The sequence below is a fragment of the Chloroflexota bacterium genome (assembly GCA_009840355.1).
Taxonomy (GTDB): Bacteria; Chloroflexota; Dehalococcoidia; order Lucifugimonadales; family JADFKI01; genus Bin90.
This window is the reverse complement of the sequence record VXNZ01000005.1, coordinates 1-22,722: the sequence shown is the minus strand read 5'-3', so window position 1 is coordinate 22,722 and position 22,722 is coordinate 1. Positions and strand designations below refer to the sequence as shown.

At 58.4% G+C, this 22,722-nt stretch carries 28 protein-coding genes and 1 tRNA gene; 20 read left to right on the top strand and 9 right to left on the bottom strand.

The window, feature by feature from the left end; all coding sequences use genetic code 11:
• Positions 1 to 43 precede the first annotated feature (43 nt).
• On the top strand, positions 44 to 1,744 hold the full coding sequence (locus tag F4X57_00945; GenBank protein MYC05743.1) for a dihydroxy-acid dehydratase: 1,701 nt from the start codon (positions 44 to 46) through the stop codon (positions 1,742 to 1,744).
• 102 nt (positions 1,745 to 1,846) lie between these two features.
• Here F4X57_00945 and F4X57_00940 read toward each other — a convergent pair whose 3' ends face one another.
• From F4X57_00940 to F4X57_00920, 5 genes are all read right to left on the bottom strand, one after another.
• Entirely contained in the window at positions 1,847 to 2,800 is a 954-nt protein-coding gene (locus tag F4X57_00940; protein MYC05742.1) for an aldo/keto reductase, read from the bottom strand.
• 3 nt (positions 2,801 to 2,803) lie between these two features.
• Positions 2,804 to 3,850 carry a zinc-binding dehydrogenase gene (locus F4X57_00935; GenBank protein ID MYC05741.1) on the bottom strand — a complete coding sequence of 349 codons (1,047 nt, stop codon included), beginning with the start codon at positions 3,848 to 3,850 and terminating at the stop codon, positions 2,804 to 2,806.
• Positions 3,851 to 3,914: 64 nt separating this feature from the next.
• Complete coding sequence (locus F4X57_00930; protein ID MYC05740.1) at positions 3,915 to 4,661, bottom strand: siderophore biosynthesis protein SbnG; 747 nt, start codon at positions 4,659 to 4,661, stop codon at positions 3,915 to 3,917.
• Between the two features lie 155 nt (positions 4,662 to 4,816).
• A complete protein-coding gene (locus tag F4X57_00925) occupies positions 4,817 to 5,512 on the bottom strand; it encodes an alpha/beta fold hydrolase (protein ID MYC05739.1) in 696 nt (231 codons plus the stop codon).
• The gene (locus tag F4X57_00920; protein ID MYC05738.1) at positions 5,513 to 6,127 is read right to left on the bottom strand and encodes a flavin reductase family protein; all 615 of its coding nucleotides are present in this window, start codon (positions 6,125 to 6,127) and stop codon (positions 5,513 to 5,515) included.
• Positions 6,128 to 6,411: 284 nt separating this feature from the next.
• Here F4X57_00920 and F4X57_00915 point away from each other — a divergent pair, with 284 nt between their 5' ends.
• Positions 6,412 to 7,188, top strand: coding sequence for a hypothetical protein (locus tag F4X57_00915; GenBank protein MYC05737.1), 777 nt, complete (start codon positions 6,412 to 6,414; stop codon positions 7,186 to 7,188).
• Between the two features lie 227 nt (positions 7,189 to 7,415).
• Here the strand turns inward: F4X57_00915 and F4X57_00910 are convergent, their stop codons facing one another.
• Positions 7,416 to 8,168: a metallophosphoesterase family protein gene (locus F4X57_00910; GenBank protein MYC05736.1), complete on the bottom strand. Its 753-nt coding sequence runs from the start codon at positions 8,166 to 8,168 to the stop codon at positions 7,416 to 7,418.
• A 188-nt stretch (positions 8,169 to 8,356) separates the two neighbouring features.
• On the opposite strand from F4X57_00910, the gene tsaE reads away from it, so the two are divergent.
• Genes tsaE through F4X57_00895 form a run of 3 tightly spaced genes read left to right on the top strand, consistent with a single transcriptional unit; the run spans position 8,357 to position 10,105 of the window.
• On the top strand, positions 8,357 to 8,941 hold the full coding sequence (tsaE, locus tag F4X57_00905) for a tRNA (adenosine(37)-N6)-threonylcarbamoyltransferase complex ATPase subunit type 1 TsaE (GenBank protein ID MYC05735.1): 585 nt from the start codon (positions 8,357 to 8,359) through the stop codon (positions 8,939 to 8,941).
• 2 nt (positions 8,942 to 8,943) lie between these two features.
• On the top strand, positions 8,944 to 9,633 hold the full coding sequence (gene tsaB / locus F4X57_00900) for a tRNA (adenosine(37)-N6)-threonylcarbamoyltransferase complex dimerization subunit type 1 TsaB (GenBank protein ID MYC05734.1): 690 nt from the start codon (positions 8,944 to 8,946) through the stop codon (positions 9,631 to 9,633).
• A 19-nt stretch (positions 9,634 to 9,652) separates the two neighbouring features.
• Positions 9,653 to 10,105 carry a nucleoside-diphosphate kinase gene (locus F4X57_00895; GenBank protein ID MYC05733.1) on the top strand — a complete coding sequence of 151 codons (453 nt, stop codon included), beginning with the start codon at positions 9,653 to 9,655 and terminating at the stop codon, positions 10,103 to 10,105.
• On the opposite strand, the gene rsfS is transcribed toward F4X57_00895, so the two are convergent.
• On the bottom strand, positions 10,092 to 10,436 hold the full coding sequence (rsfS, locus tag F4X57_00890; GenBank protein MYC05732.1) for a ribosome silencing factor: 345 nt from the start codon (positions 10,434 to 10,436) through the stop codon (positions 10,092 to 10,094). The genes F4X57_00895 and rsfS overlap by 14 nt on opposite strands.
• 108 nt (positions 10,437 to 10,544) lie before the next feature.
• Between rsfS and F4X57_00885 the strand changes: the two genes are divergently transcribed.
• The 13 genes from F4X57_00885 (at position 10,545) to F4X57_00825 (ending at position 19,508) form a co-directional block, all read left to right on the top strand.
• A complete protein-coding gene (locus F4X57_00885; GenBank protein MYC05731.1) occupies positions 10,545 to 11,186 on the top strand; it encodes a hypothetical protein in 642 nt (213 codons plus the stop codon).
• A 39-nt stretch (positions 11,187 to 11,225) separates the two neighbouring features.
• Entirely contained in the window at positions 11,226 to 12,335 is a 1,110-nt protein-coding gene (mnmA, locus tag F4X57_00880; protein ID MYC05730.1) for a tRNA 2-thiouridine(34) synthase MnmA, read from the top strand.
• 3 nt (positions 12,336 to 12,338) lie between these two features.
• Positions 12,339 to 12,851: a DinB family protein gene (locus F4X57_00875; protein ID MYC05729.1), complete on the top strand. Its 513-nt coding sequence runs from the start codon at positions 12,339 to 12,341 to the stop codon at positions 12,849 to 12,851.
• A 5-nt stretch (positions 12,852 to 12,856) separates the two neighbouring features.
• Entirely contained in the window at positions 12,857 to 13,495 is a 639-nt protein-coding gene (locus tag F4X57_00870; protein MYC05728.1) for a ribonuclease HII, read from the top strand.
• The gene (locus F4X57_00865) at positions 13,492 to 13,857 is read left to right on the top strand and encodes a YraN family protein (protein ID MYC05727.1); all 366 of its coding nucleotides are present in this window, start codon (positions 13,492 to 13,494) and stop codon (positions 13,855 to 13,857) included. The genes F4X57_00870 and F4X57_00865 overlap by 4 nt, the downstream gene beginning before the upstream one ends.
• A 107-nt stretch (positions 13,858 to 13,964) precedes the next feature.
• Complete coding sequence (gene thiE, locus F4X57_00860) at positions 13,965 to 14,618, top strand: thiamine phosphate synthase (protein ID MYC05726.1); 654 nt, start codon at positions 13,965 to 13,967, stop codon at positions 14,616 to 14,618.
• 149 nt (positions 14,619 to 14,767) lie between these two features.
• On the top strand, positions 14,768 to 15,082 hold the full coding sequence (locus F4X57_00855) for a hypothetical protein (GenBank protein MYC05725.1): 315 nt from the start codon (positions 14,768 to 14,770) through the stop codon (positions 15,080 to 15,082).
• A complete protein-coding gene (locus F4X57_00850; protein MYC05724.1) occupies positions 15,049 to 15,606 on the top strand; it encodes an HNH endonuclease in 558 nt (185 codons plus the stop codon). The genes F4X57_00855 and F4X57_00850 overlap by 34 nt, the downstream gene beginning before the upstream one ends.
• Before the next feature lie 177 nt (positions 15,607 to 15,783).
• On the top strand, positions 15,784 to 16,077 hold the full coding sequence (locus F4X57_00845; protein ID MYC05723.1) for a type II toxin-antitoxin system RelE/ParE family toxin: 294 nt from the start codon (positions 15,784 to 15,786) through the stop codon (positions 16,075 to 16,077).
• Positions 16,078 to 16,086: 9 nt separating this feature from the next.
• A complete protein-coding gene (locus tag F4X57_00840) occupies positions 16,087 to 16,380 on the top strand; it encodes a putative addiction module antidote protein (protein ID MYC05722.1) in 294 nt (97 codons plus the stop codon).
• A gap of 3 nt (positions 16,381 to 16,383) precedes the next feature.
• The gene (locus F4X57_00835) at positions 16,384 to 17,031 is read left to right on the top strand and encodes a haloacid dehalogenase (protein MYC05721.1); all 648 of its coding nucleotides are present in this window, start codon (positions 16,384 to 16,386) and stop codon (positions 17,029 to 17,031) included.
• Between the two features lie 167 nt (positions 17,032 to 17,198).
• Positions 17,199 to 19,232, top strand: coding sequence for a sodium-translocating pyrophosphatase (locus F4X57_00830; protein ID MYC05720.1), 2,034 nt, complete (start codon positions 17,199 to 17,201; stop codon positions 19,230 to 19,232).
• 190 nt (positions 19,233 to 19,422) lie between these two features.
• A tRNA-Leu gene (locus F4X57_00825) sits at positions 19,423 to 19,508 on the top strand.
• An 82-nt stretch (positions 19,509 to 19,590) separates the two neighbouring features.
• Here F4X57_00825 and F4X57_00820 read toward each other — a convergent pair.
• Positions 19,591 to 20,490 (bottom strand): branched-chain amino acid aminotransferase, encoded by a 900-nt coding sequence (locus tag F4X57_00820; GenBank protein ID MYC05719.1) that lies wholly within the window; start codon positions 20,488 to 20,490, stop codon positions 19,591 to 19,593.
• Between the two features lie 40 nt (positions 20,491 to 20,530).
• Between F4X57_00820 and F4X57_00815 the strand changes: the two genes are divergently transcribed.
• Positions 20,531 to 21,391, top strand: a complete 861-nt coding sequence (locus F4X57_00815) for a class I SAM-dependent methyltransferase (GenBank protein MYC05718.1) — start codon at positions 20,531 to 20,533, stop codon at positions 21,389 to 21,391.
• On the opposite strand, the gene F4X57_00810 is transcribed toward F4X57_00815, so the two are convergent.
• Entirely contained in the window at positions 21,378 to 22,124 is a 747-nt protein-coding gene (locus F4X57_00810; protein ID MYC05717.1) for a glucose 1-dehydrogenase, read from the bottom strand. The genes F4X57_00815 and F4X57_00810 overlap by 14 nt on opposite strands.
• A 405-nt stretch (positions 22,125 to 22,529) precedes the next feature.
• Here F4X57_00810 and F4X57_00805 point away from each other — a divergent pair.
• Positions 22,530 to 22,722, top strand: a 193-nt coding sequence (locus F4X57_00805) for a hypothetical protein (GenBank protein ID MYC05716.1), incomplete at its 3' end; no start/stop codon positions are given.

The following is a 22,722-nucleotide window of genomic DNA, read 5'->3' as shown; positions in this document are numbered from 1 at the left end:
CTGCTGCATATTCGCAGCATATGCTTGAAGGAGAATAAGGAGCATGGCGACTAATGGCAAACCACTCCGCAGCCGAGAATGGTTCGATACGCCGGAACTATACGGCTGGCTGAGGCAGGCGGCGTTCAAGGCAGAGGGCTTTGGCGAGCCGGCATACCAAAACAAGCCCGTCATCGGCATCTGCAACACTTGGAGTGACCTGACGCACTGCAACGCGCACCTGCGCCAACTCGCGGAGGCGGTCAAGCGCGGCGTCTGGCAGGCGGGCGGCTTTCCGATGGAGTTTCCCGTGATGTCACTGGGCGAGTACAATATGCGCCCCACTACCATGCTCTTCCGCAATCTAATGAGCATGGATGTCGAAGAATCAATCAGGGCAAACCCGCTGGACGGCGTCGTGCTGCTCGGCGGCTGCGACAAGACCACGCCCGCGCTGCTCATGGGCGCGGCAAGCGCGGACATCCCAGCGATTCTCGTTACCGGCGGCCCGCAGCTCAAGGGCAACTGGCGTGGCGAAGAACTCGGCTCTTGCACCGACTGCCGCCGCTACCATACGGAACTGCGCGCCGGCCGAATCAACGAAGAGCAGTGGGCGGAGTTGCAGAACTCTATCGTGCGCAGTCCGGGGCACTGCATGGTGATGGGCACGGCGTCAACCATGGCGTCGATGGGCGAATCCCTCGGCATCGCGCTGCCGGGCAATGCCGCGATTCCCGCGGTGGATTCGCGCCGCACGCAGCTCGCGGAGGCAGCGGGCAGGCAAATACTGACGCTTGTGGAACAGGACCTTCGCCCGTCGCAAATCATGACGCGTGAGGCGTTTGAGAACGCGATTCGCACCCTGCACGCTCTCGGCGGGTCCACGAACGCCATCATACACCTGACCGCGATCGCCGGCCGACTGGGCATAGACCTACCGCTCACGCTGTTCGACGAACTGTCGCGCACCACACCGTTCATCCTGAATCTGAAGCCGTCGGGCGAATTCCTGATGGAAGATTTCTTCTACGCTGGCGGTCTTCCCGCCCTGCTTAACGAACTACGTCCATTGCTCCACACCGAGCAGATGACGATTACGGGCAGAACGCTCGGCGAGAATGTCGCCGGCACTATCAACCACAACCCGGATATCATTCGCAGTTTGGACAACGCGCTCAATTCAGAGGGCGGGCTTGCGGTCGTGTACGGATCGCTGGCACCCGGCGGCGGTGTAATCAAGCCGACTGCGGCATCGCCCGAACTGCTTACGCACCGCGGACGCGCGCTCGTCTTCGATGACCACGACGATATGGAATACCGCATCGACGACCCTGACCTCGATGTGCATCCGGACGATGTGCTGGTAATGCGCAACGCGGGTCCCTTAGGCGGGCCGGGCATGCCGGAGTGGGGCTTTCTGCCGCTGCCACGCAAGCTCTTGCAGCGCGGCATTCGCGATATGGTGCGCCTATCGGACGCGCGAATGAGCGGCACGGCTTTCGGCACGGTCGTCGTGCATGTAACGCCGGAGTCGGCGGCTGGCAGTCCGCTTGCCGCAGTCCACAACGGCGACATCATCGAACTTGATGTGCCCAACCGCCGCCTAGACCTGCTGGTGGACGAAAGGGAAGTGCAGCGCAGGCTATCCGAGGTTCCGCAGCCCAAACCGCACTTCAAGCGCGGCTACGGCGTAATGTACTCCCAGCATGTAACCCAAGCCGACCAAGGCTGCGACTTCGACTTTTTGCGGGCGGAATCCTTGTAAAGCGTACTGAGTTATACTGCCTTATCCTTTAACTTCCGACGCGCTGATATGGCACGGGTAGTGTAGCGGCTGAACGAGCAGTAAGATCGAGGCTGCTGCTGATTATTCGCCGATCACAACGGCGCGGACTTCTTCGCGCTCTTCTTCGCCCATCATCCATTCGGCGGCTTTGACGTTTTCTTCCATCTCGGCGGCGCGGCGCGTACCCACCAGCGCGACGCTGACCGCAGGATTGGAGATGACCCAGGCAAGCGCCAGCTGCGCTACCGTCATTCCTTTCTCTGACGCGATGTTCTTCAGTGCTTCTACCTTGCCGAGATTCCGGAGGAATGTCTCTCCCTTGAATAGTGGCTGCCCGAATGCCATTAGGCTGCGTCGCCAGTCGTCTTCCTCGAACTGCGTTTCAGGCGTCATCATCCCGGTCAGCAGTCCGTGTGCTAGTGAACCGTAAGCCATCGCGCCCATCCCATTGTCGGTGCAGAAAGGAAACACTTCCTCTTCAGGGCGGAAGTCGAAGAGGTGATATCCGACCTGATTTGTGATGATTGGGAATGTGTCTAGGCAGTCTGTCATCTGCCGCACGCTAAAGTTGCTAACGCCGCCATAGCGAATCTTACCCTGTCGCTGGAACTCGGCGAACGCCTCCATCGGTTCGGACATCGGGCGCGATTCGTCGGGCCAGTGGATGAGGTATAGATCCAGGTAGTCGGTCTGAAGACGCTGCAAGCTTTCATCCAGCCCCTTGGTAAGCGCCTCTTTGGAGCTGTCTCTCATCTGCGGATTGTCCGGGTCGTGCCACTGGCGTCCGCCCTTGCTGACAAGGACGACCTTATCGCGCCTGCCCTTCAGCGCTCTGCCCAAAAGCTTCTCGCCTTCGCCCCAGCCATAGACGGCTGCCGTATCGAACAGGGTTACGCCCAGGTCAATGGAAGCGTCTATGGCACGCAGGACATCCGTCTCGTCAAATGAGCCGTAGTGTCCTCTGCCCATGGGCCAGCCTCCAAAGCCGACTACTGACGTCTCCAGCTCAGAGTCGCCGAACTTGCGGTACTGCATTGGCTAACCTCCCTGATGTATCTGCACCTTCACCGATCCTGTGGTTTTGTCGTAGGCGGTTGCGAAGCCCTGTTGGATGTCGTCCAGCGAGTAGATGTGCGTCACCATGGGCTTCAGGTCAACACGACCGGACGCCATCAGGTCGATTGCCACTTCGTAGTCGTGCTTGCCGTTGATTATACCGTAGCACGACGAGAAGACTATGGTTTGCTCCTTCATCATCGGCGGCAGCCAGTCAACGGTGATGGGCGTGCGGTACCCGCCGATGACCACGAATCGTCCCTGTTGTCGTGTTATTTCGATAGCCTGCGTAATCGGGTCCGGACGCCAGCCGCCTACGGTTTCCACGGTCAGGTCCGCGCCCAGCCCTTGCGTCGCGTCCATTATAGCGTCGTTGAGAGCAGGGTCGTCCGGGGCGAATGCGTGGTCCGCGCCGAGCTGCTTGGCGAGCGTTGCCTGCTGTTCGTGCCGCGCGGTTACGAATATCGTGCCGGCGCCGAGCGCGCGCGCTGCAGCGACCGCCGTCAAGCCGATATTGCCCGCGCCAAGCACGACGACCGTCTCGCCGCCGATGAGCTGACCGCGCCGCACGCCGTGCACCGACACCGCGAACGGCTCGACCAGCGCCGCCTCTTCCCATGTCAAGTTGTCGGGCAGGGGATAGCAGCCCCACGCTTTGCGCTTGATGTATTCGGCGAACCCGCCGCCTTCGGGTGCCGCCATGCTCCTGCATTGCTTGTACTGACCCATTCGACAGTACCAGCAGCGCAGGCACGCGCGCCCATGCCCGATAGTCTCGATTGCCACGCGCGTGCCGAGCAAGTCTTCGTCAATGCCTTCGCCCACGGCAACGACTTCGCCCGCGACCTCGTGTCCAACGGGCGATTCGTCGGCTTCCTTCTGGTCCGCCTTCACCTGCAAGTCAGAGCCGCAGATGCCTGTGGAGCGGATTCGCACAATGGCGTCGCCGGGGCCCACCTCCGGACGCGGATACTCGCCGAGCGTCATTGTGCCGTTGCCGTCGTAGAACGCAGCCTTCATCATTGCCATGTTACACCCTCCGTGGCAATTATCGTTGTGATTTGGTTGTCGCCATTTGCCCTCGTCTGGCGCGCTATTGGTTCGCTTCGAGGAAAGCGCGCGAGCCGCTCAGGATAAGGTCGTTCAGCGCAATCGCCGTGTGGATGTCGGACGACAGGTGCCTGCCGGCTGCATGAATCCGTTCGCCGATTGCATCCTGCGCTTCCTGCACAACGGGATGTTCCGGCTTTCCCGGATAACCCATAGACTGCGCCAAGTCGTTCGTGCCCCAGGCGAATGCGTCAATGCCTTCTACTTCGAGAATGGCGTCAAGGTTATCGAACGCGGTTGCCGATTCCAGCTGCGCCATTACGAGCATCTCTTTGTTCGTCAGTTCCATGAACTCGCTGCGGTCCAGTCCCGGTTGGTCGATAAGTCCGCTGTCGTTGTAATAGGTGCCTCTGCCGCCGCCCCAACTTCGTTCGCCTTCAGGCGTGAAGCGACAGGCGTCAACAAGCGCTTTCGCTTCCTCTGCGGTCTCCACATGCGGACCAAGTACGCCCATGACGCCGCGGTCTAGGTAGAGGTTGATGAAGTTCGCGCCCTTGTCCGGCACGCGCATAATCGTCGTGAGCCCATAGCCGTCTGCGACACGCACCATAGCGTCCACCGATTCCTGCGTGAACAGTCCGTGCTCGGCATCGAGGTTCACGAAGTCAAACCCGCCCAGCATGCCGACCAGTTCGATCGCCTCAGCGCTGGGGAAAACGAGGCTCAGCCCCAAACCCTTCTTGCCTTCGCGGTTCTTCTTCAGGATGTTGTTCTCTCTAATTTTGACCATTTCATTTACTCCTTAGTGTATCTTGATATGGGTTTGCTGTGTTGTGCAGCCCGATTTATTGTGTTGGTTTGGTATTGCGCGCTGCCTCTAGTGCTTGCGAGCGGCACCGCATTTTTTCATGCGCTGCGGTGCATTATGCCGCGCCTTCAGTTAGCTTAACTGCCTGCAGGTGGCAGCGTCTTCTTTATCCACTCCGAAAGGTCGGTCAGCGTCTGCTGGCTGATTTCGTGCGCCATAAGATACTCGTGGTACTCGGGCGCGTAACCTTCGGATTGCAGGAAATCACGTGTGTCTCGCGCCATTTGCACCTCAATCACCGTATCTCCAGTGCCGTGCGCCACGAATATGGGCTGCGAGCGGTCGTCCGGCAGGCGATCTCGTATCGTATCTTCGTCCGGCGCGACGCCGCTCAGCGCCGCCAAGCCTTTGAACAACTGCGGATTCGGCAATCCGTATCGGTAGGTCATCATGCCGCCCTGTGAGAAGCCTCCCAGTATGATCTTGCCCGGCTCTGTGGGATATTGCTCGGCCACCTCATCGACCAGCGATGCCAGCATATCAACCACTTGGTCAATGTCTTCAGCGCGTCGCAGCTCTTGCGGAATGCGGCGCGGTTGTGTCCAGCCAAAGCCGGTCATGCCGGGGCCTATCTCGAACGGAATCGGCGCGTTAGGGAAGATATAGACATAGCCTTCAGGGTCGATTGCAGGCGCGAGACTCACAAGATCGCCCATGTGCGCGCCGAATCCGTGCAGCAGGATTATCATCGGATATTTGCGAGCCGGATCATAGCCGTCCGGCTCAGCCGCGATGTAACGGAGGGTTTTGCCCTCAAACTGCTTCGCTTCCAATTAACCCTCCTCGCCATCGTACTGTGGCCGGACTAGCTCATACACATCATGCGTATTGCAGTACATATTGCCCGCGAGCCTGCCGACCGGCTTCAGCCGCTCGTGGTTGATGCGATGCCCGCTGATGATGTCGTCGCGGATGTGCATCAGCACTATCTCGCCGATGACTATCGCGTGCTTCGTGCCGTCGCCGACGTCAACGACCTGATTGAGCTTGCACTCCATGTTCACTGGCGATTCCACGACCCTCGGCGCGCGCACTATTTCGGACGGCGTGGCGGTCAGCCCGCTTATCTCGAATTCGTCCACATCGGCGGGGAACTCGGCTGCGGTGCTGTTCATCGCTTCTGCGATGTCGTCCACAACCACGTTGACCACGAACTCTCCGGTCTGCTCGATGTTCGCCAGCGTGTCCTTCGCCTTCCAGCCCGCGCTGCGCGATATGCCCATCACGATTGTCGCCGGATCATACGCCATCGCGTTGAAGAACGAGAACGGCGCGAGGTTGACAACGCCGTCCGCCGACACGCTCGACACGAACGCTATCGGGCGCGGCACGACGACGCCGGTCAGCACGCGATTGAAGCCCTCGAATGTTTTCGGGTCTATTCTCAACTGAAATCTCCCTTGCTGTGAATTCGGTCAAAGGGTAATACCGCGCGGCGACATTGGCAAGTGCGTTGACTTGAACAGGTGTACAACCATAAACTATATGCCGATAATTCGTGATAAGTCGCACTGTCGTGTGAACTTGATGCAGCAGGGCATAATTGCCGTTCATGCTGTTCTTGCCCCGAGAAGGGGAAATCGACGAGCGGATTTGAAATCATAACTAGCCATAAGCCATACATCGTTTCGCGCGTCTTACGCGCCCGTTCGACGAAATCAGAGGTTAATCCATGAGCAGACTTACCGACCTATTGGACAAAACGCAGACCAGTTCGCCCGGCATCGGGTTCGTGGCATCTCGGCAGGCAGCCGCAACGCCGGACATCGCCGTTATCGGGCGTGTGTCCGCAACCGAGCTTGCCGACGATTCAGCGCTCGCAGACTCGCCTGCGGATGCGCTTCTCGTTACGCTGGACGCATCCGACGGCAGCGCCGCCAGCCGTGTTGGAGACGCGCTCAGTGATAGGCTATGGGGCGCGAGGGTAGGCAGCGCAAGCGCGGACCACGCGACGGCGCTGAAGGACGCCGGCTGTGACTTCATCGTGTTCGATCCGGAAGGCACCGCCGCTGCCGTGCTGAACGACGACGCGCTAGGCAAGGTCATCGCTGTCGGGTTCGATGAGCCGGAGTTCGACGAAGACGAAGCTCGGGCTATCCGCACGTTGGACATCGACTGCGCGCTGCTCACTCCGACAGACGGTCTGCTGCCGCTCACCGTGCAGAAGCTGCTCATCATCCAGAAGATGCGCGGCATCGTCCGCAAGCGCGCGATCGTGAACGTGCCAGCCGAAATCGGCAAGTCCGAAATTGAAACCCTTCGCAACGCCGGCGTGGCTGCAATCGCAGTGAGCCTTGCGGAAGTAGGCGAGGACATTCAGCGCATCAGGGACGACATCGCCAATCTGCCGCGTCGGAAATCGCAGAGCACGCGCGGCGCCAATACGCCAAGGGTCGGCTTTGGCGGCGGCTCCGCCTCAACCGAAGATTTCGACGAAGACGACGAGTAAGATGTGGCGGCGGATTTGCGTCATCCTGCCGTGTTAGGTTCCGTGGACATTTGACCAGATACGCTTATCATGTCATTCCGAACGCAGTGAGGAATCTAAAATCATTGCATGTCAGCCTATTATAGACTTTAGATTTCTCGCTTTCGCTCGAAATGACAGGAAATTAAAGCCGTCGTCGAAATGTCCACATAGCCTAATCCCTTTGCGCCGATACTTCTAATGCCAAACTAATGCCCCACTGCAAGCCGGTCGATTAGAAAGTCCGGCAGGTTGTGGCGGCGCATCTTCTCTTGCGTGGCTTCGATGTCGTAGGGGACACGTCTGTGCAGTATCGTGTTGTCCGCATTGTCGTACACGACGAAGCTTGCGCGGGGATCGCGGTCCCGGGGTTGGCCCACGGAGCCGGGATTGATTATCAACGGGTTGTCGTCGAGCTGCACGCGCCGGTCTTCCGGCAGCTCCATGAACGCGGCGCTGTCCAGTCGCGGGATGCACAGGAACGGCAGGTGCGAATGCCCGACCAGACACCAGTATGTCTCGATGTGCGTGAAGCAGGCGATTGCGGCTTCGGCGGTCGTCAGGTATTCCCAAATTGGGTCGCGCGGGCTGCCGTGCGCCAGCGTGAACTCGCCGATTTCCAATGTCAGCGGCAATGCTCGGATGTAGTCTGCCTGCTCGGGCGTAAGCTGCTCGGCTGTCCACCGATTCGCCGCAGCCGCATACGGATTGAAGCGTCTCAGCGACACTTCGCCCACCGAGCCGAGATCGTGATTCCCCGCGACCATCTTGTGCGGATACGAGCGCAGCAGTTCGATGCACTCGGACGGCTCCGGTCCATAGCCTAATATGTCTCCAAGCGACCATATCTCGTCGAAGCCGCCGTTCGACGCCGCGTCATCTATCACCGCTTGAAACGCATCAAGGTTGCTGTGCACATCCGCGACTATCAGCGTTCTCATTGCCTGCATCCTACCCGACATGCCCTCTGCGCGCTGGCAATCTCTTACCGGCCCGCGCCTTGTTCTGGTATTCTATCTACACAGTTATTTCGCGCATGTCCGCAGTCTGCCGGCGCACAAATGCTATGCGTGTACGGCAGTGCGACACGCGCTATACCTGAACATAATACACGCATGTTCACCTCTTGACAGGCAAGCACTAAACGTCCATGGAAATCGATACGAAGCAGACAATTTCACTTACGACAAGCAGCCCGGAGCAGACGCAGGCGGTCGGCAGGCTTCTCGGCGCGCACGCTCGCGCTGGCGATGTGTTCTTGCTGTCCGGCGATCTTGGCGCGGGTAAGACTTGCCTAACGCAGGGCATCCTGTGGGGACTTGGCGGCGATGAGTATGCGCGCAGCCCGACCTTCGTGCTGATTTGCGAGTACGCGGCGCGGCTAACGCTGTACCACATGGACTTATACCGCCTCGACAGCATCGAAGAGGTTATCGACCTCGGGCTTGACGACTACTTTCTGGGCGACGGCGTGTGCGTCGTGGAGTGGGCGGAGAAGGGCAGCGATGCCTTCATAGGCGAGTCCCTAACCGTTCGCATCGAATCAACCGGCGGCGAAATACGCACTCTTACATTCAAGGCTGACTCAGAGCGATACCACGCGATCATGAACGACCTTGAAAAGCAGTTTAGCGGCGCATCTTCTCTCGAAGCCACTACGCCCAGCAACGATGCGCCCGGCAACGACGCGCCTGGCAACGGTGGGCACTGTAACAGTGCGAATGGTGAGGCGTAACGATGGAACTTGCCATTGACACATCCACGCGCTTCGCATCGATAGGCCTGTCCCGCAATGGCGAGCCAGTCGTCGAACTGACTTGGCGCTCCGAGCGCAACCATTCCGTCGAACTTGTGCCGAGCATAATGAGCCTGCTTGAGCGCACGGGTAGCAGCGTCAGCGAACTAGATGCCATATACATTGCGTCCGGACCTGGGGGATTCAGCGCGCTGCGCGTGGGCATGAGCGCGGCGAAGGCAATGGCAATGTCGCTCGACATACCGCTGGTCGCTGTCGGCTCGTTGGACATTGAGGCACAGCCATATCTCGGGTTGGGCGGGCCTGTCTGCGCGCTCGTTGGCGCGGGCAGGCGGCGCGTGTATCTTGGCATGTTCGCGCATGGAGTGCCGCGTGGAGACACGGTTGTGGAGCATGACGAACTCGTGGATGCGATTTCATACTTCGTATCGATGGGCGCAATCATCTGCGGCGAAGGCGTTGCGCAAACGACAGAGCTGCTGCGCGATGCATTTGGTCCCGCCGCGAACATCGTCGAATTGGCGCCGCCAACACGGCGAGCGGGCACGCTGGCATCCATCGGCTACCGCGAACTGCAAGCCGGGCGTGTGGCGGACGCCTTGACACTTGAACCGCTGTATCTGCGCAGCTCGCAGGTCAGCACGGCGCAACGAACTTGGCGAAACACTTGAATCAGGAGCGATAGGCAATATGCAAAGAACCTTGGTACTCATCAAGCCCGATGCCGTGCAGCGCGGTCTCAGCGGTGAAATAATCGCGCGGCTGGAACGGCGCGGGCTGAAACTTGCTGGCATGAAGATGCTGCAAGTAACCCCGGAACTGGCGCACAAGCACTACGGCGCGCATGTGGATAAGCCCTTCTTTGCGGGGCTGGTGGAGTTCATCACCTCGTCACCGCTGGTTGCTATCGCGGTCGAGGGCGAGAATGCGGTGGATGTGGTACGAACCACGATGGGTGCGACGAATCCGGTCGAGGCGACGCCCGGCACCATTCGCGGCGACTTCGGGCTGACCATCGGAATGAATCTGATTCACGGCTCGGATTCGCCGGAATCCGCCGAGACGGAACTCTCGCTCTTCTTCGACGAAGGGGAGATTATCGACTACGAGCGCGGCATAGACGACTGGATCATAGAATCCTGACCAGCTCGGTAGCCTCCGACCATGCCGCTTCAAGCGCGTAGAACTGCCGCTCTTCTACGCCGAACACATGGATGACGACATCGCCGAAGTCCAGCAGCATCCATCCGGATTCAGGCGCGCCTTCGCGATGGTGTCGTATGCCGCCTTTTTCCTCCAACGCGTGCTCAAGGTCTTCCACGAGCGAGCGCATCTGCCGCGTGGACTCCACGCTGATAATCACGAAGTAGTCCGCGAAATCGCTGATGTCTGAAATATCCAGCACCACGATGTCCGTCGCCAACTTGTCGGAGGCGACATCGGCGGCGTAGCGGGCGTAGTCGAGGGACTGCATAGTAATCTGTTGCGTTTGTGTCATAGAGATATTATAGGTTTGCAGGGCGGGTGAGGTCAAACAGCGTGTATTCGTGAGAAGTGGCTGAAGGGCAAGGAGAAGTAACCGATGAACGACTCCCTAGGACGCATCCACCCACAGCGTCGTACAGGAAACGAACGGTTACATTCTAGAGGGTATAGCGTCCATGACAAGGCGACCTTGCTTAATTTTTGGGAATGGTATGGTTCTGACATACTCAACAACACTGAAAGGGGCATATTCGCAGAGTATATCGTAGCCTTCGCTATCAATGGCGTAACGGTAATGTCGGATGCACGAGAGGGATGGGACTCCTACGATTTGATTAGCCCTGATGGGGTTAAAATTGAAGTCAAGTCGTCAGGATACAAACAGAGTTGGAAACAGGAAAAAGAGTCAATTCCAACATTCGACATCGCGCGTAAATTGGTTTGGGACGCTGAAACCGACACTTTTTCGGACGACCAAGTTCGTTCTGCCGATGTATATGTATTCTGTCTCTACAATCCTCGTGCCGCATATGCGCCTAATATGCTTGACCCACTTGATGTATCTCAATGGGATTTCTTTGTTCTGCCCACTTACGTCTTGGAAAAGAATGCTCCTGAACAGAAAAGTATAGGCATTAGTGGCTTGAACAGGCTTGGAGCGCGGAAAGTCCCATTCGATCAAATTCGTTCCACCATCTGCGAGATGATCTCTCTGTCTGACCGCACTACTGTGACGTAATTCGTTGAACCGTACAACGCCGTATGTTACGCTCACTCTATGAATACTAAGCGCGTCGTGGTCGCAATGAGCGGGGGAGTGGACTCCTCGGTTGCCGCCTTGCTGCTGAAGAGGCAGGGCTATGACGTCGTGGGCGTTACGATGCGGCTTTGGTCTGAGGAAGACGCCGCAGCCGCGCCGCTGAACAAGCGTTGCTGCTCGGTCGAAGATGTGCAGGACGCCCGCCGCGTGTGCGACGCCATCGGCGCACGCCACTACTTCGTCAACTTCGAGCGCGAGTTCCAACAGCACGTCATCGACTATTTCGTGCGCGAATACGACCGCGGACGCACGCCGCACCCGTGCCTCGCGTGCAACGACAAGATTAAGTTCGACTTCCTGCTGCGCCGCGCATTGTTCATGGACGCAGACTACATCGCCACAGGACACTATGCGCGCATACGGCACGAAGCCGACCGCACTCGGCTGCTCAAGGGCATAGACGCGGGCAAGGACCAGTCTTATGTGCTGTTCACGCTTCGGCAAGCAGAGTTGAACCGCCTACTGCTGCCGGTAGGCGAGTACCCGAAATCTGACATTCGCCGCATCGCGGCGGACGCCGGACTGCCGGTCGCGGACAAGCCGGATAGCCAGGAAATCTGCTTTATTCCGGACGGCGACTATCGGAAATTCGTGGGGAAGCGCGTTGAACCAAAGCCGGGCGATATGGTGGACGCGCACGGCAATGTTCTGGGCACGCACCCAGGCATCCAGTTCTTCACGATTGGGCAGCGGCGGCGCTTGGGCTTGCAGGGCAACACCGGCGACCCGCTGTATGTTACCGCCATCGACTCCGAATCCAACCGTGTGACGCTGGGCAGGCACGACGACTTGCTGCGCCGCGACTTGTGGGCCTCTCGCATCAACTACATCGCAGGAGAACCACCGGACGGCGCTATCGCCATAACCGCGAAGATTCGCTACAAGGCGAGCGAAGCGCCGGCAACGCTGACACCGCGCGGCGACTGGGCAGAACTGCGCTTCGATGAGCCGCAGCGCGCCGTTACTCCGGGTCAGGCGGTTACATTCTACGAAGCCGACGAAATCATCGGCGGCGGCATAATCGAAATCGAGGCTCCGGCTCCGGTCGAAGTGCTCGCCGGAAGGTAACTCATGGACTTCAGAGACATCGTGAAAGCTGCCTTGGCGGAATACATGGAAGACTTGGATGATGCGCTAGAGGGACTTACGCCGGAAGAGCGCCGCTTCCAGCCCACGCCCGAATCGCACCACATCGACTTCGTGGTCTGGCATATCGCGCGTGTTGAGGACGGTCTAATCAATCACCGAATTCGCCATAGCCAACAGGTCTGGGAGCGCGACGGTTGGCACGAAAAACTCGGTCTTCCCGAACACGACAGCGGCTTTGGATTTTCTGTCGAACAAGTCGTAAACCTGCCGCACTTTTCGCTCGATGATCTGATGGCATACTATAGGACGGTGCGCGAAGAGGCATTCCAGTGCATTGACCTGCTGACCGCGGAAGATCTCAACACAAAGATTGTCATGACCGCCGATTGGGAAGTTACGGTTGGTGGGATGCTAGGCCATTTGATTGTTGAAGAAGCGCAGCACGTCGGGCAGATAGCGTACATTCGCGGTATTCAGCGCGGCATTGACGGCTGAAATTCATGCCTTCAGTCATTGTCCCGACTTACGACCAAGAAGCGGCTCTGCTTGAAGACGGCTACACCGTCATCACCGGAGTGGATGAAGCGGGACGCGGAAGCCTTGCAGGTCCAGTAGTGGCAGGAGCAGTGTCTTTGCCGGTTCATCCAAGCGACGAATGGATTGCGGGCATAAGGGACAGCAAGCTCCTCACGCCCCGTCAGCGCGAAAAGGCGCTGCAAGACATGGGTGACGCGCCTGTTACGATGGCGACGGGCGCAGCCTCCTCCGCTGAAATCGACGCTATCGGCATAGTCGAGGCTACCAGAACGGCAATGTCAAGGGCGATCGACGCGCTGCCCGTGCGACCGGATTTCCTCTTGCTAGACGCCATTCTCCTGCCGGACTTGGCAACCGACCAGCGTTCCATCATCAAAGGCGACGCAAAGTGTCTTTCCATTGCCGCCGCGTCCATCGTGGCGAAGGAAACACGCGATTCCATGATGCGCGAATATAGCGATGTATATCCCGCATACGGATTCGCGCAGCACAAGGGATACGCCACGCGCCAGCATCTAGACGCGCTGGAGAATGTCGGACCTTGCGAGATTCACCGCTATTCTTTCGCACCGGTGCGACGGCTTGTCGAGTCCGCGCTATGAACTCGCGCCAAGAGACGGGCAGGCTAGGGGAGCTGGCTGCGCGGCGGCACCTAGAAGCGGCCGGCTGCGCGATTATCGGCACGAATGTGCGCTGCGGCAGAAGCGAGATAGACATCGTTGCGCAAGACGGCGATACGCTCGTGTTCGTGGAAGTGCGCACGCGGCGCGGTCGTCAACTGGGCACTCCGGAAGAGTCCGTTACCCCGCGTAAGCAACAGCAAATGCTCACCGCGGCGCAGCGCTATCTCACCGAAACCAACGGCTGGCAGCGCAATTGGCGCATTGATGTAGTGTCGGTGCAGCTCGACCATCTTAACAGGGTCGCAAGCCTGCGTGTCGTCCGCAACGCCATTGAACTGTAATCTCAGCTGACAGCATAACTTCAGGGCAGGCAGGAAACCCATTAGCGCGCGCATGCTAGAATGCTCATTGTTCTGCCAATCAAAATTAATGCACCAGCGAGGAAATAATGACCACTATCAGCGAAGAACGCCAACGCCGCATCGCCAAAATGCACGGGCTTTATGTCATCGTAGATCCGGAAGCAACTAAAGGCAGGGATGTCGTCGATGTTGCGGCGGCGGCGCTGCGAGGTGGCACAAGCGTCATCCAACTGCGCGACAAGACGCGCGACAAGGGCGAGGTGCTGCAAGTGGCGCGCGCAATCAAGGCACTGTGCGACGAGTATGACGCGCTGTTCATCGCCAATGACGACGCGGACATCGCATACCTGTCAGAGGCGCATGGACTGCATGTCGGGCAGACGGACTTGCCGGTCGCAGAGGCGCGGCGCGTTCTGTCGCCCGAGCAGATTATCGGACGGTCGAACAACGGCGTCGAAGAATCTCGCCAGTCCGAAGCGCAGGGCGCAGACTATGTAGCGGTCGGCGCGATATACGCGACAACCACCATGGGCAAGAGCGGGCGCACGGCGCTGGGCCCCGAGATGATTGGCAGCGTGAAGGCAGCGGTAAGCGCGCCGGTAGTGGCGATTGGCGGCATCAACGCGAGCAACATCGCGGAGGTTGCGCAGGCGGACGCAGACTGTATCTGCGTGGTGAGCGCAGTTACTTTCGCAGACGACGTGGAGCGGGCAGCGCGGGAGTTGGTGGGGGCGATTTAGGAGATATGACGTGTGATATGATGCATCTGAAATCGTCACAACAGCCGTCTGTTGAATACGGAATCGTAGATGGTAGCGACTGTTCAAGGCATTGATGGTAAGCGGTTGCGCTATGAGGACTTGATAGCAAATGCGCCAGGGAGGGCAATATGACTAATGCTGACAGCATTTGCGGAACGATGTTCATAAGCGACAATCTGCCGTTCCTGAAAGCATTGGACAGCGAGAGCATTGACCTTGTGTGCATAGACCCACCATTTGGTAAAAATCAAACATCTGAGGGCAAACTGAAGCCGCCGCTTACTGATGCAGAACTTGAGCATGAATATGACCTACTGGAATCATGGGGTGTTCAGAGCGAACAAGACGCTTACGAAAAGGGGTTGGAGTTTCCTGACCAAGCAGGCACTACAGCAGTGTTTAAGGATATATGGGACTTCCGCTCCATAAGCACCCCGATTTAGGCATCATCACGGAAGGGGAATTGATAGAGAGCGTGGAGTCGCGCTTTGAGAACGCTGATAAGGTGATTAAGGTTCGGGGCTTTAACGACCTGCCAGAACGGAAGACACCAGTTGAGGAACAGAAGCCGATAATCAAGTCATTGCCCCCTCCGCAATTCAAGCGGAAAGCGGTGGAAACCAGCGATACCATATGGCAAGCGTTTGTGGACGAATGGGAGACGGCATGCTGGTATTGCGGCACGGAGAAAGCCCCCGACCGCCGCGAACTCCACCTTGACCATATTGAACCCAACAAGGGTGATGGGACGAATGACGACTGCTTCAACCGCGCTCTAGCCTGCGCTCCTTGCAACAGCGATAAGGGCAACAATCTGGATGTTAGGGCAACGATAGACAAGGCATTTGCCGATGGGCGCATACAGACAGAAGCGCGGCGCAATGAGATTGAGCGCGGCTTTAGGGAGCGGCACGAATGGGCAAAAATACGATGGACTTACATCAAACCCAACAAACTACCGATTTGAGGCTAAATCCCACAAGTAAACAAAGCCCAATCGAAGAACGCGCCCGCCGACTCGCGCAAGTCGCAATCAAAGTCTGGCCCCACGCCGACGGCAGATAGCCCAGCCGTGCCGACATGCAAGGGCGACCCGGCTCATCTCCCCTCGCATTGTATTCTTCCCTGCGAAGGCAATTCCTGAATGAGATATGAGGTAATCAAGAGCGATGAGTTTCTGCGTTGGCTGAGCGGGTTGCGCGATAAACGAGTGCAGGCGCAGATTTTAGTTCGCATCGACCGCGCAGAGGAAGGCAATTTTGGAGACCGTAGGTCTGTCGGTGGCGGTGTCAGCGAACTTCGCGTCAATGTCGGTCAAGGCTACCGCATCTACTACGTCATACGCCAACGGCGGATAGTTATTCTGCTTTGCGGCGGGGATAAGGCGAGTCAACAACGAGACATAAGGCGCGCTAGGCAGATGGCGAGTGAAGTCTGAGGTAATGACATGAGCAAAGAATCCTACACCCCTTGGGACAGCGCACAACTGCTCACCGATGACGAAGTAATCATCGAATATCTGAAGGCTGCGCTTGAAGAGAATGACCCGGCGTATTTCATGAGAGCTGTCGGCAATGTGGCGCGCGCCAAAGGCGTGAACGGTCCAACTCAAGAACCGCGGTCCCGGCGCGCGAGCTTGCACAAGTCGCTGCCCGAAGAGCGCGACCCAGGAATCGGTGCCGTAATGAAGGCGCTCGATGGCATAGGCGTTCAACTCACCATCGCGCCGAAGCAGGTTTGAGCAATGAACAACTCTCCCAACCACATCACCCAACTCCGCGCCACCGCCGAAACCGCGCGGCAATCCCTCGCCGATACCGACAGGACGCGGGAGCGCGCGCTGCGCCTTTCGCGCGAGATGATTCGCCACTGCGCCGACTCCATTCGCGCCATTCATCGCGGCGAGTTTGAGACGGCGCGCGGGCTGGTTGGCAGCGCGGCGGCGCTTGTGGATGAGTCGGGCGCGCTGCTGCAAGAACACCCGGAAGTGTATTTCACCGGCTATATGCAGGACGCGCTGAAGGAGTATGTCGAGGCGAACGCTGTGCTCGCCTTCATTCAAGGCAAGCCACTGCCAACGCCTGAAGACTTGCAAGTTGGCGCGGCGCCGTATCTTGGTGGGCTTGCGGATACCGTCGGCGAGCTGCGCCGGCACATCTTGGACAAGCTGCGCCGAGACGATTTCGACGGCTGCGAACGCGCGCTCGCACTGATGGATGAGATTTACACCATCCTCGTGACGATGGACTTCCCGGACGCGGTTACGCGCGGATTGCGGCGCAGCACGGACATGGTTCGCGGCGTTCTTGAGCGCACACGCGGCGACCTGACTGTTGCACTGCGGCAGCAGCGATTGGAGGCGCTTCTCAATGAGCGTGCGGGGACGGAATAAATGGTTGAATTCATGCCGCGCCGGAATCGCAATCTTGACCTTGGCAATCTCGCTATGTTACTTTTTCTAGCGGCATTCAAACATTATCATTAGGCAAAGTAACCCTAGTCTTCCCGTATTTTCCATAATCATGGGGAAGACCATTTTTTTGGAGGCTGATTGTGGAAATCATACTTCTTGCTGTGATTGCCGGCATCGTTGCGCTGGCGTTCGCCACGTACCTTGCTATGAATGTGACAAAGCAGGACCCCGGCAGCGAGGAAATCCAGTTCATCGGGCGAGCAATCCAGGAAGGTGCGCAAGCGTTCCTGAAGCGCGAATACACGCTACTCGCTGCGTTTGTCGTGGTCATCGCGATCATACTCGCGGTATTCATCGACTTCGATGTTACCGGGCGCGTGGGCAGTGTCAGCGCATTCCCCGCATCCACGGCTATATCGTATCTGGTGGGTGCGATAGGCTCGGCGCTCGCGGGCTACATAGGCATGAGCATCGCGGTTCGCGCCAACACGCGCACGGCGGTCAAGGCGCAGCAGGGCTTGAATCCGGCGCTGCGGGTCGCCTTCAACAGCGGCACGGTGATGGGCATATCGGTTGTGGGCATCGGCCTTCTTGGCGTGTCCATCCTGTATCTGATATTCCAAGACATCAGCGTGGTTGCGGGCTTCGGCTTCGGCGCATCGTCCATCGCGCTGTTCGCAAGGGTCGGCGGCGGCATCTACACGAAGGCGGCGGACGTTGGCGCGGACCTAGTCGGCAAGGTGGAGCAGGGCATACCGGAGGACGACCCGCGCAATCCGGCGACTGTCGCGGACAATGTGGGCGACAATGTGGGCGATGTCGCAGGAATGGGCGCAGACCTGTTCGAGAGCTATGTCGGCTCGATTATCGCCACTATCGCGCTCGCAGCAGTCGGCGCGGCGGCGCTCAGCATCGCCAACCCGGGCGGGTTCGACGGCAATCTTATGATGCTACCCATCCTCGTTGCCGCAATCGGCATATTCTCCGCCATCATTGGCACATTCCTCGTGCGAACGGGCGAAGACGCCGATATGGGCAAGCTACTTTGGTCATTGCGAACCGGCATCATTGCGGCAGGCATACTCGTGCTGATTGGCACGGGCATCGCAATCTACATGCTCGGGCTGGACTTCAAGCTCTTCTGGGTCGTGCTCATCGGGCTTGTCGCAGGGCAGCTAATCGGCACGGCGTCCGAGTACTACACATCGTTCGAGTTCAAGCCCACCAGAGACTTGGCAGGGCAGGCGGAAACGGGACCGGCGACCGTCATCATCGGCGGCTTGGGACTCGGCATGCTGAGCACATTCATACCCGGCATCGTTGTCGTGGTCGCAATGGGCTTGACCTACTGGATGGCTGGTACATACGGCGTGGCGCTTGCGGCGGTCGGCATGCTATCTACGCTGGGAATAACGCTTGCAACCGATGCGTACGGACCTGTCGCGGACAACGCGGGCGGCATCGCGGAGCAGGCGCACCTCGACCCGGCAGTGCGCGAACGAACTGACGCGCTCGACTCGCTCGGCAACACCACGGCTGCGACAGGCAAGGGCTTTGCCATCGGTTCCGCCGTGCTTACCGCGCTCGCGTTGATGGCGGCGTACTCGCTGTCTGCGGGCATACAGTCATTCGACCTACTGGATATCCGTGTGCTGATGGGTTTGATTATCGGCGCGATGATGCCTTTCCTGTTCGCGGCACTCACGATGCAAGCGGTCGGCAGAGCGGCAGGCGCGATGGTCGAGGAAGTGCGCCGGCAGTTCCGCGAAATCAAAGGCTTGCTCGAAGGCGAGGCGGAAGCGGACTACGCGCAGGCGGTTGCAATCAGCACTAACGGCGCGATGAAAGAGATGGTCGTGCCGGGCTTGCTCGCGGTGGTCGTGCCGGTCTTGGTCGGCATAATCCTGGGAGCGGCTGCGCTTGGCGGCTTGCTCATCGGCGCGATTGCCACCGGCTTCCTGCTCGCAATCATGATGGCGAACGCGGGCGGCTCTTGGGACAACGCGAAGAAGTACATAGAAGCAGGCAATCTCGGCGGCAAGGGCTCCGAGCAGCATGACGCGGCAGTCGTCGGCGACACCGTTGGCGACCCGTTCAAGGACACATCCGGGCCTGCGCTGAACATTCTCATCAAGCTGATGTCCATCGTCGCGCTGGTTTTCGCGCCGTTGTTCCTATAATCGCTTAATTCTAACGGACTGAAATCGTGGCGGCGGTGTCCTTCATCGCCGCCGTGTTCTTTCTCCACTTCTTCCCGCTTCTTTGCCTTTCGACACTAGCGGATGGGCAGTCCTGTCCAATCACGCTTCGCCGAACTCTATGCTACAATTTACGTAGGGCTGCCATGCGTATGCATTGGGAGAGAAACATGCCGAGGTGGCGAAATGGCAGACGCGGCGGACTTAAAATCCGCTTCTCGCAAGAGAGTGGGGGTTCGAGTCCCTTCCTCGGCACCACGAATTAATTCGACGGGGCTTGGCGATAACTGCCAAGCCCCTTTGCTGCGTGCTTTAAGTTCGCTATTGCGTGGTGCCTGAATTATGCTTGACTCATCACTTGGTCGATAATGTTCACGCCTACCGTCTCACTCCACGCAGCCAGAAGCTGCTGTGTAATCTCGCCCGGCTTGCCGTCGGCGACAATGCGATTGTCAACCCTCGTTACGGGCAGGATGCAAGGTCCTGTGCGCGAAAAGAACACCTCATCGGATGTGTACAAGTCGTAAGGCTGTAGTTCCTCTTGCGCGAACGGGATACCCAGTTGGCTGGCGAGTTCGAGTACCATGCTGCGCGATCCGCCCTGGAGGATCGTACTGTCACCGGGCGTGCGTATGACGCCGTCGGTTATGATGAACACATTGTTGGATGTGCCTTCGGTGATGTTGCCGTCAAGGTCAGTCAGCAGTGGCCATGCCTCCGGATCAACATCCGCCGCTTCGAACTCGGCTAGCTCGAAGTTCATACGGCTCTGGTGCTTAATCTTGGAATCCAGGGATTCCGGAGAGTAGCTGCGCGTTCGGGCGACGACCGCGTGCAGCCCATCGGTGTACGCCGGCGCGTATCGCCCTAGATCGATGGGGCTGACGCGTACGCAGACCGATGGCGGTCCCGCAGAGTGCGCCCACCTGCCCTTGCCGCGCGTCACGAACTGGCGGACATAATAATCGCCGACTTCGGCGCGGGCGTCCTCGTTGCGCGCCACGACTTCTTCGCTTATGGCATGCATCTCCTCCGGGGACAGTCCCGGGTCCATCCGCGCGTACTGAAGCGAGCGATACAGCCTTGCGATGTGGTAGCTCATGCGAAAGGTCTTGCCGTTGAAGGTGCGCTCCACATCGAACACCACATCGCCAGTCGTGAAACCGCGGTCGTCGGGGTCGATGCGAACCTGGCTCAATGGTACCCATTCACCGTTGAAATACGAAATATAGTCGGTCATATTTTCCTCCTCTGTATAATATGTCTATGGACGAATTACGATGGGTGCAGGTGACAAGATGAACCGAATGTATGACGAATTCGCCCACCTTTGGCCGCTCATCAGCCACCACTCGGACTACGAGATGGAGGCGGTACACTGGCGTAACGCGCTGACATCTGAGTTAGGGCAGGGCAGGCTGAGAATTCTCGAGCTAGGTGTGGGCGGCGGCAACAACCTACATCATATACTATATCCCAACTGCGACGATAGCCTGTCCGCCGATGCCGCATGCCACGGCGAGCATATGCGGCGCGACCTGCCGGCGCACGATGTAACAGTCGTCGATCCGTCCGCGAAGATGCTCGCCAACTGCAAGCGGCTCAATCCCACTGTCGCGCAACACATAGGCGATATGCGCACTGTACGGCTGTACGAGAAGTTCGACGCGGTGCTGATTCACGATGCCGTCTGCCACCTGATGAGCGAAGACGACATCGGCGCAACGCTTGCGACTGCGCGGGAGCATTTGCGCGATGGCGGTGTGCTTATCATGGCGCCGGACTGGTACACCGAGACTTATCCCGGCACACAGCTTGACGCCGGCATACGGCGCGACGTAACGCCAGAATTCGTATCCATCGAGTTTGACCATGACCCTGACCCAGACGATAACATGCTCGAATCCGTGTTCGTGTACATCTTCAAGGGCGCGGACGGCAGCGCGCGCGTGGAAATAGACCGCCATATTACCGGCATATTCCCGCTGAGCACTTGGCTTGCTCTGATGGAGGCGGCAGGCTTTCGCGCCAAGACACTGCCGTACCCGGTGCACGAAGACGGCAGGGACGGGTGGTTGCTAGTGGGTAAATTGAATGCGAGCGACGATGCCCGACTGCGAGACCGCGTTACCGCGCAATAAATCCACCGTCTATCACCAGCTCAGTTCCGGTGACGAACGACGCTTCGTCCGATGCCAAGAACAACACGCCATTGGCGACTTCTATCAGTTCACCAGTCCGGCGTAATGGCGTCAGGCGCACTTGTTCGGCGCGCTGCGCGTCGTCCGGCGTGGATGTTCGCATTGGCGGCATAAATCCCGGATGAATGGAGTTGACGCGGATGCCTTCAGGTCCATACTGTACCGCCATCGCCTTCGTGAATATGCGAACCGCGCCCTTCGACGCATGGTACGCTGGATGTCCGCCTTCTCCGCCCACGAAGCCCATTATCGACGAGATGTTGACGATGGCGCCGCCGCCCGTCTGCCGCATCTGCTCCACGGCGTATTTCGTCCCTAGGAACACGCCCGTCGCGTTGACATCCATAATCCGCTTCCAGCCGTCGAAGTCCAATTTGTCAACCTCAGACGAACTGCTGACTCCGGCGTTGTTAACCAGAATGTCCAGTTTGCCGTACAGCGAAACGGTCTCCGCAATCAGGCGTTCCCAGCTATGCTCGCTGGTAACATTCGTGCGGATATAAGTCGCCTCGCCGCCTGCTTCCGCAATCTCCGCTTCGACCTGCTTGCCCTCGTCGTCCAGCACATCGGCGATGACCACCTTCGCGCCTTCCCGCGCGAACAGCCGCGCTTCCTCCGCGCCCATACCGCCCGCCGCGCCCGTAATGATCGCTACCTTGCCTTGTAGTCGCATTTTTCGTCCTCCCTTCAGGCTTCAATAGGACTTCACAATGTTGGGTTGCATTTTGCGCGATATACCCTATAATGTCCAGCCTGCCCTTATCCATAGATACACACATACTATCTATTTCGCCCATCCTATTGGAATAGGATAGCGTTTCTTTCTAGGTGGTCAAGAGCGTTTTACTACCGTTCGTGGTGAGAGTCTTGAACTTGCCGAAGGGCGAACCACTCGCCCAGAGTTCTCGCACTTCGACAAGCTCAAGACGAACGGGTTTCCTTATTTCGACCTTCCGAATAGAAACGCTATCTCCCACATCCTCCCCTTGACAACCCAAACACTTACCCTCATAATCAGAACATATGATTGCTTAACACTCAAGCCCCGACGCCCGAACCCTGACACCTGAGATTTATCGTGTGCATCCAAAACACCTTACAACAGAAAATAGCCAATCTCACCAACGACGGTGAGACCATAGCCATCTTCCTGGCAGACACCTTGCAAAGCGACAGCTATGCCATCAAGACCTGCCACAAGCTGGACGCCGCACGCATGCTATCCAAGTACGGCTTCGCGCAAGTCGAAGGCAAAGTCATACCCTTCGACC